8 protein-coding genes are annotated in these 6,307 nt (G+C 65.5%); 5 read left to right on the top strand and 3 right to left on the bottom strand.

Going from position 1 to position 6,307, the window contains the following annotated elements:
• Window positions 1-1,345, top strand: a 1,345-nt coding sequence (locus KBZ15_RS16205; RefSeq protein WP_255016228.1) for a glycosyl hydrolase family 57, incomplete at its 5' end; no start/stop codon positions are given.
• Here KBZ15_RS16205 and KBZ15_RS16200 read toward each other — a convergent pair.
• Window positions 1,342-1,764, bottom strand: coding sequence for a DUF1499 domain-containing protein (locus KBZ15_RS16200; RefSeq protein ID WP_255016227.1), 423 nt, complete (start codon window positions 1,762-1,764; stop codon window positions 1,342-1,344). The two genes, KBZ15_RS16205 and KBZ15_RS16200, sit on opposite strands and share 4 nt — an antisense overlap.
• 143 nt (window positions 1,765-1,907) lie before the next feature.
• Between KBZ15_RS16200 and KBZ15_RS16195 the strand changes: the two genes are divergently transcribed.
• The gene (locus tag KBZ15_RS16195; protein WP_255016226.1) at window positions 1,908-3,464 is read left to right on the top strand and encodes a cryptochrome/deoxyribodipyrimidine photo-lyase family protein; all 1,557 of its coding nucleotides are present in this window, start codon (window positions 1,908-1,910) and stop codon (window positions 3,462-3,464) included.
• A gap of 56 nt (window positions 3,465-3,520) precedes the next feature.
• On the opposite strand, the gene KBZ15_RS16190 is transcribed toward KBZ15_RS16195, so the two are convergent.
• Window positions 3,521-3,769 (bottom strand): hypothetical protein, encoded by a 249-nt coding sequence (locus KBZ15_RS16190; protein WP_255016225.1) that lies wholly within the window; start codon window positions 3,767-3,769, stop codon window positions 3,521-3,523.
• A gap of 169 nt (window positions 3,770-3,938) precedes the next feature.
• Between KBZ15_RS16190 and KBZ15_RS16185 the strand changes: the two genes are divergently transcribed.
• The gene (locus KBZ15_RS16185; RefSeq protein ID WP_255016224.1) at window positions 3,939-4,139 is read left to right on the top strand and encodes a hypothetical protein; all 201 of its coding nucleotides are present in this window, start codon (window positions 3,939-3,941) and stop codon (window positions 4,137-4,139) included.
• A 430-nt stretch (window positions 4,140-4,569) separates the two neighbouring features.
• Here the strand turns inward: KBZ15_RS16185 and KBZ15_RS16180 are convergent, their stop codons facing one another.
• Window positions 4,570-5,016, bottom strand: a complete 447-nt coding sequence (locus KBZ15_RS16180; RefSeq protein ID WP_255016222.1) for a thiol-disulfide oxidoreductase DCC family protein — start codon at window positions 5,014-5,016, stop codon at window positions 4,570-4,572.
• Between the two features lie 128 nt (window positions 5,017-5,144).
• On the opposite strand from KBZ15_RS16180, the gene KBZ15_RS16175 reads away from it, so the two are divergent.
• A complete protein-coding gene (locus tag KBZ15_RS16175) occupies window positions 5,145-5,597 on the top strand; it encodes a secondary thiamine-phosphate synthase enzyme YjbQ (RefSeq protein ID WP_255016220.1) in 453 nt (150 codons plus the stop codon).
• Between the two features lie 189 nt (window positions 5,598-5,786).
• Window positions 5,787-6,272 (top strand): HIT family protein, encoded by a 486-nt coding sequence (locus KBZ15_RS16170; RefSeq protein WP_255016219.1) that lies wholly within the window; start codon window positions 5,787-5,789, stop codon window positions 6,270-6,272.
• Window positions 6,273-6,307: the final 35 nt, after the last annotated feature.

Raw genomic sequence — 6,307 nt, 5'->3', positions numbered from 1 at the left:
CATGCATCAGCCCTCAATTCCAGCCGGGGCCAACGGAGAGCTGATCTCCCATTTGCAATACATGTTTGAGCACCCGGGCGAGGGTGATAACCACAACGCCGATGCCTTTGCCCACTGCTACAAAAGGCTTGCCGAGATTATTCCCCAGCTGATCGGCGAGGGCTGCAATCCCCGGATCATGCTCGATTATTCGGGCAATTTGCTCTGGGGTTTCGAGCAGATGGGCCGCCAGGACATCCTCAGCGCCCTTAACACCCTCGCCTGCGATCCGAGCCTGCAGCCCTACGTGGAGTGGCTCGGCACCTTCTGGAGCCATGCGGTGGCCCCCTCCACGCCGATCCCAGATCTCAAGTTGCAGATCCTGGCCTGGCAGCACCATTTCGCCGCCCTTTTTGGCCCCGAGGCCCTGCAACGGGTGAAGGGTTTTTCGCCGCCGGAGATGCACCTGCCCAACCACCCCGACACCCTCTATGCCCTTGTCAAGGCCCTGGTGGAGTGTGGCTACCGCTGGTTGCTGGTGCAGGAGCACAGCGTTGAAAATCCCGATGGCTCCAGCCTCAGTCGGGAGCAAACCCTGATCCCCAACCGCCTGGTGGCCCGCAACTCCAGCGGCGACACGGTGAGCATTATCGCCCTGATCAAAACCCAGGGCTCCGACACCAAGCTGGTGGGTCAGATGCAGCCCTGCTACGAGGCCCTTGGCCTCGGCCGCCAGCCCCTGGGCGCCAGCACTATTCCGGCGTTGGTGTGTCAAATCGCCGACGGAGAAAATGGTGGCGTGATGATGAACGAGTTCCCTGCTGCTTTCATCCAGGCCCACCAGCGCATCGCCAGCCCGGCTGAGGGCAGCAAAACGGGTCAGGCAAGTAAAACAGTGGCGATCAATGGCAGCGAGTACCTGGAGTTGCTCGAGGGGGCAGGGGTGAACAGCACCGCCTTCCCGGTGATTCAGGCGGTGCAGCAGCACAAGCTCTGGCCGCTGCTCGATCCCCAGGGCAGCACCGAACCGCCCGATGCAGCAGCGGTCCAGGCCGCCATTGCCCAGCTCCAGGCCGCCGAGCCCTCCTTCTCAATGGCCGGGGCTTCCTGGACCAACAACCTCAGCTGGGTGGAGGGATACGCCAATGTGCTCGAGCCGATCAACCAGCTGAGCGCCCGCTTCCACAGGCATTACGACCCCCTGGTGGCGGCCGACCCTGCCCTGACCCAAACCCCGGCCTACCAGCAGTGCCTGCTGCACCTGCTGCTGCTGCAAACAAGCTGCTTTCGCTACTGGGGCCAGGGCACCTGGACCGACTACGCCAGAGAAATTCACCGGCGTGGCATGGAATTGCTCAGCAATTAGGGCTGGGCAAGGGCCTGGTTAAGGGCCTGGTCCAGGCTCGCAAGCCGACGACCATTCACCCCCAGATCTGAATCCCCGCTGCGGGATACCGACCTGGCCTGCAGCTGGCCCCGGGCCTGGTCTGCATAGAGCTCCAGGTCGTCGACAAAGCCAAACAGGGCGCTGCTGGCGGTGGCATGCAGGTAGCCATCGCCTTGCTCCACTAATGTGGTTCGGGGTATGGCCTGCACCACGGTCACCAGGCGGGCGAATGCGGCTTCCGGATCGCTCACCTCCCAGTCGGCCCGGGCGCAGTGGGCCGGAGACGGACAGGGAGACAGGAAGCCGTCGTGCACCCCCAGCTCAGGCGGCACCGGGCCTACCAGGTGGAACAGGGCCAGGCTGACAATCAGCAGCAAGGGTTGGAGCAGGGTTCCCATGGCGTTGATTTAGCTGCTCAGGTAGGGGCCAGGAAGCTCCAGGGCTCCCAGTCTTACCTGCATGGCCCCGGACCCCACGGCGGCTTGCACGGCAGCAACCCAAATGGAGGATGCTGTACAGCGGCGAACCTCTGCGCCAGCCCATGGGCCCCCTCCAGGTTGTGTGGTTCAAGCGGGATCTGCGCCCTGCAGATCACCTCCCCCTGCTGGAGGCCAGCCGGCACGGAGCCCTGCTGCCCCTCTATGTGGTGGAGCCCGACTACTGGCAGCAGCCCGACAGTTCGGCGCGCCAATGGCTGTTCTGCCGCGAAAGCTTGCTGGAGCTGCGCTCTGCCCTGGCCCGCCTGGGCCAACCCCTGGTGGTGCGGGTGGGTGTGGTGGAGCAGGTGCTCGAGCGGGCCCGGCGTCAGTTCGGCATCGGCGGCCTCTGGAGCCATCAGGAAACCGGCAATGGCTGTACCTACGCCCGCGACCTGCGTGTCGCGGCCTGGGCCCGGCAGCACGCCATCGAGTGGCACGAGATCCCCCAGTTCGGGGTCAGCCGTCGCCTGGCGCAGCGCCAGGGTTGGGCGCGCCGGTGGGAGGAGCGCATGGCTGAGCCGATCGCTCCGGCGCCACTGCACCTGGAGCCTTTAGCTGGCCTGGATCCCGGGGCCATTCCCAGCGCCGAAGAGCTCGCCCTGGTGCCAGATCCCTGCCCGGGGCGCCAGCTTGGCGGGCGCCCCCAGGGGCTGGCGCTGCTGGAGAGTTTTCTAGATCGGCGCAGTCGCACTTACCAGAGCGGCCTGTCGAGTCCGAACACGGCCTTTGCCAGCTGTTCGCGGCTCTCTCCCCACCTGAGCTGGGGCACCCTGTCGCTGCGGGAGGTGGTGCAGGGGAATCGCCAGCGGCGCCAGGGGCTCACGGCGGTCTCCTGGCGCCGGGCCCTGCAACGCTTCGATGAGCGCCTGCACTGGCACTGCCACTTCATCCAGAAGCTGGAGAGCCAGCCGAGTCTGGAGTTTCAGGAGCTCCATCCCCTCACCGCGGGCCTGCGCGAGTGGGAGGGCCCGGGCAGCGACGAGCGCCTGGCGGCCTGGGCCGCAGGGCGGACGGGCTTGCCCTTTGTGGATGCCTGCATGCGGGCCCTGATCGCCACCGGTTGGCTCAACTTCCGCATGCGGGCCATGTTGGTGTCGGTGGCCAGCTACCAGCTCTGGCTGCCCTGGCGCGACAGCGGTTTGCACCTGGCCCGGCTGTTCGTCGATTACGAACCGGGAATCCACTGGAGCCAGTGCCAGATGCAGTCGGGCACCACCGGCATCAATACGATCCGCATCTACAACCCGATCAAGCAGGGCGTCGATCACGATCCCGATGGCCTGTTCATTCGCCGCTGGCTGCCCGAGCTGGCGGCGGTGCCGGCGGTGTTTCTGCACCAACCCTGGATGATGGATGGGGCCACCCAGGAGCGGCTGGGCTGGGCGCTTGGCGCCAACTATCCCCTCCCCATCGTCGACTGGGCCTCTGCGGCGGCCACGGCCCGCGAGCGGCTCTGGGCCCTGCGCCACCAGCAGGGATTTGCCGCTACGGCCGCTGCGATTCAGCAGCGCCATGGCTCGCGGCGCTCGGGCCTCCGGGTCAGCCGCCGCCAATCCGGGGGCATGTCTTCCGGGGGCCTGTCTTCCGGGATGGAGCAATTGGGCCTGGATCTGGGCTGAGCCCTTGGCTGCAACTGCCCGCTGCAACTTTCCGCGAGTGGGGTCTGTTGGAGGGCTCACTTCTTGCGGCAGTAGCCGCCGCCCACGTTCATCCAGCCCTCGGGGCAGGCTTCGCCCTTGGTGGGTTGAACCGTGTAGGTCATCAGGCCGAGGGTGCTGCACTTGCCGTTGAGCATGTCTACGTAGCCCAGGGGGCAGATGCTGCCAATCTTGGGCACCTGGCGCTGGGCCTGGGCTGGCGGCGAACTCCAGGCCAAGCCAGGGATCACAACGAGAAGGGAAAGCAGTACGCGACGGGCTGGCATGGGGAGCTGGCAAGCGGGTGATCTGATGCTACGGAGGGCGACCTACCGATGGCCCCTCATATGTTCCTAAAATGATGTGATGACCATGCTGCAGAACTGCGTCAGACACTTGAAGCAGGCCTGATCCGACGCTTTGGTGGGCGAAACGCACCAGCCAGGAGGCAGCGCGATGGCAAAGCTCGATCCGATCACGGTTTCTGCATTGAAGATGTTGAGGCTCGACACCGACCGGGTGCCCAGAAACCACAATGACCTGGCTTTTGCTGCCCGCCGACGCACCAAATTCAAGGTTTGGACACAGGAGCAAACCGACGCCTACCGGCACCTGTGGGATCGCATCGGCCAGCAACAGGAGCAGCAGGCAGCGTGATTGCGCGCAATGCGGTTAAGCAGGCACTTTGGCACTGTAGTTGATTCCGTACAGCTTGTACAGAATCAACGACACCTGAAAGAGTTCAATGGGTGGGTGTTAAGGCGAAAGGGCGAGCCCCCTTCCAGCCATTGCATTGACCAGTGCATTGACCAGTGCATTGACCAGTGCATTGACCAGTGCATCGATGGCAGGGGGATGGGTAGCTCCAGAGGGCATATATATTTACAGAGCTTGTATAGCGCCAAATCAGACTTGATCAGACTTGAAAAGTCCAATTGGCCTGCGTAGCCATCATTTCCGTAGGCAACACCACAAAATATGCCCCAGGCCTGATGGAATTGTCGGCGAAGGCACCATCATCCTGGCCACTCCTGCCGATCTGCAATGAAGTTCACGGGCTACATGGCCCAGAAGATGAGCCTCGGACTCATTCGGGCAGGCGGCAGCGTTGCTGGCAAAGCTGGTCGAGGCTGGGCCGGCCGGTGAGGCGCAGGCGCCAGCCGGCCCAGAAGGCGTAGGCCTGCTCCACCAGCGGACCCAGTAGCGGCCAGGCGGTGGGGGCATACAGCCAGCCCAGGCCGACCAGCCTGTAGGCCTCCCTGAATACGGCCACATCGCACAGCACCTGCCCCTCGGCGGTGATGGCGTGGATGCGCCCCATCGCCTCGCGGTAGCTGATGCCAGCGTGGGCGCCGGGGTCGTAGTCCGGGGCGTCGATGTCGACGAACGTGAGCCGCGGCGATGCGGCGTGGAGGCGCTGATCGCGCGCCCCCAGAAACCTCACCTCCCGCAGGCAGAGCGGGCAGCCACCGTCGTAGAGCAGTGCGAGGCCTGGCGCAGCCGTGGACGGTGCCGCAATAAGTGTTTCCGGCATCACCACTTATTGCGGCAGGCCCTGCCGTGGCTCAGAGCAAGCAGCAGTAGGGACTTGTGCAGGGGAACCCGCATCGGAACAGCGGTGGCTGGGCCGATGCTAAGCAGGGTGCCCAGCGGAGCAGGCCCGTGCTGCGTCAACACCTGCAGATGCTCAGCCTCGCCACCCGCGGCGAAGGCTTCATCAACATCACCGCCGCTCTCGACGCCGAGATCGCCGCCAGCGGCTTGCAGCAGGGGCTGGCGTCCCTGGTCTGTCTCCACACCAGCTGCTCGCTCACGGTGAATGAGAACGCTGACCCGCGCGTGCTGGAGGATCTGGCGGCCTATCTGCGGGCCCTGGTGCCCCAGGAGGGGGTGCGGCCGATCAGCGGCCGCGGCGAGCTGCGGCCCTACGCGCACGACGACGAGGGCCCCGACGACATGCCGGCCCACATCCGCACGGCCCTCACCACCACCAGCCTGCAGCTCAGCTTCGACCGTGGCCGCCTCGTGCTCGGCACCTGGCAGGCTGTTTATCTCTGGGAGCACCGGGCATCACCCCAACAGCGCCGGATCGCCTGTCACCTGCTTGGGGAGTGAGCGCTCAGGCGGCTGCAAAGGCACAAGCTGCCCCAGAAGGCTGAGGTGCGGCTATTTGGTGCCCATGGTCCAGATAAGTGTCTGCTGGCGGGTGGCTCTTCTCCTTATTTCTCGGTCTCAGCTGGAGGGGCGCCGTCGTCTTCGCCGCAAGCTTGCTGGGAGATTGGGTCGTCAGCAGCCTGCCCAGCCATGGTCGAAACCTGTGCCATCTGCCATCTCCACCGGCAGATTTGCGCCGCCGACTCCTACGAAATCGGTCGGGGTGGCCTCTGGTTGTTGCGCCACCATCCCGATCCCGCGCCGCTGGCCGGCTGGCTGCTGCTTGACAGCGTGCGTCACCTTGGCGGGCCGGCTGATTTCACGGCTGCTGAGGCCTCGGCCTGGGGGCCAGCGGTGCAGTGGGCCAGTGCCCTTGTGAGGGAGCTGACGGGCTGCGAGCGGGTGTACGCGATCGCCTTCGGCGAGGGGGCACCCCATCTCCACCTGCACCTGATTCCCCGCTTTGGCGCCGATCCCCACACCGCCGCCTGGTCGGTGGCGGATCACTACCGGGCGGTGGAGCGGGGTGAGCGCCCCCCTGCCGATCCGGTTGCCGTGGCGGCGCTGGTGGTCCCGGGCCGGCAGCTGCTGGCCTCGAACCCCGTACCCCATGGCTGCCATTCCCCTCACTCCTGAGCCGGCCAATGCCCTGCCGGCCAAACTTCCACCCT

Source organism: Cyanobium sp. BA20m-p-22 (genome assembly GCF_024346275.1).
Lineage (GTDB): Bacteria > Cyanobacteriota > Cyanobacteriia > PCC-6307 > Cyanobiaceae > Cyanobium_A.
The sequence above is the reverse complement of the archived record's forward strand: the minus strand, read 5'-3'. Positions and strand labels throughout refer to the sequence as shown.